Here is a 1,251-nt window from a genome sequence, read left to right as displayed (position 1 = left end):
CCACGTCGTCCGCGGTCGCGCCGCCCGGCCCCGACAGCGGCGAGGGCCGGCCCTGGTTCCGCCGGATCGGTCCCGACACGGTCACCTTCGCGGTGTTGTACTCGTCGGCGTCACCGAACCGGCCGCGGGTGAGCCGCGCGAGGGCCGCGCGGCCCGCGATCGTCGTCGCCGCGCCCACCGCGGCGGCCGCGAGCAACCCCTTCCGTCCGTTCGCCGGCGCGTCGTCCATACCGTCGGTTGGGCGCGGGCCCGTTTATATATACTGTCGCGGGGAGCCGCCCTCGCCGACCGCCCGCCAAGGGCCGAGCTTTTGTAGCCCTGCGCAGACGGACTCTACGGGAATGGGAGGGAACGAGGAGGAAGACGCGTTCGTTCAGTACGGTATCGACGACAAACCGCCGCTCGGGAAGTCGCTCCTCTTGGGCGCGCAACACTACCCCACGATGGTGGGCGCGAACATCGCCGTGCCCCTCATCCTCGCCGGCGCGATGGGGATGCCGGAGGCGGTTATCCCGCGGTTCGTCGGCACGTTCTTCGTCGTCTCCGGGATCGCGACGCTCGCGCAGACGACGTTCGGCAACCGCTACCCGATCGTTCAGGGGGCGCCGTTCTCGATGCTCGCGCCCGCGCTCGCGGTCATCGGCGTCGTGACGGCGAATCCGCCCGCGGACATCGTCGCCTGGCGGGCCGCGCTGCTCCAGCTTCAGGGCGCGATCATCGTCGCCGCGCTCGCCGAGGTCGCCATCGGCTACCTCGGCCTCGTCGGCCGACTGCGGAAGCAGCTCTCTCCGGTCGTCATCGTCCCGGTGATAGTGCTTATCGGACTCTCGCTGTTCAACGCGCCCGAGATCACCGCGACCAGTCAGAACTGGTGGCTCGTCGGGCTGACGCTCGTCGCCATCGTCCTGTTCTCGCAGTACCTCGGCGCGCGGTCGAAGGTGTTCCAGCTGTTTCCGGTCCTCCTCGCCATCGTCGTCGCGTGGCCGCTCGCCGCGTCTCTCTCGGCCGTCGGGGTCTTCGTCCCGGACACGCCCGGCTACGTCGACCTGGCCAGCGTCGCCGCGGCCGACCCGGTCCACCTCATCTACCCGCTTCAGTGGGGCGTTCCGAGCGTCACGCCCGCGTTCGTCGTCGGGATGCTCGCCGGCGTCGCCGCCTCGATCGTCGAGTCCATCGGCGACTACCACGCCGTCGCCCGGCTCTCCGGTATGGGCGCCCCCAGCGGCGAGCGGATGACCCACGGCATCGGGA

At 70.7% G+C, this 1,251-nt stretch carries 1 protein-coding gene and 1 pseudogene; one reads left to right on the top strand and one right to left on the bottom strand.

The features are described 5' to 3' along the window. Positions 1–229, bottom strand: a pseudogene (locus tag U4E84_RS17850) (signal peptide peptidase SppA); the annotation flags it as partial. Positions 230–341: 112 nt separating this feature from the next. Here U4E84_RS17850 and U4E84_RS17845 point away from each other — a divergent pair. Beyond that, positions 342–1,251: solute carrier family 23 protein (locus tag U4E84_RS17845; RefSeq protein ID WP_322533419.1), on the top strand; the 910-nt coding region annotated here is incomplete at its 3' end.

Origin of the sequence: Halorubrum sp. AD140 (assembly GCF_034497445.1) — an archaeon.
In the GTDB taxonomy this organism is placed as follows: domain Archaea; phylum Halobacteriota; class Halobacteria; order Halobacteriales; family Haloferacaceae; genus Halorubrum.
Note: the sequence above shows the minus strand (reverse complement) of the source record. Positions and strands in the feature narration are given on the sequence as shown.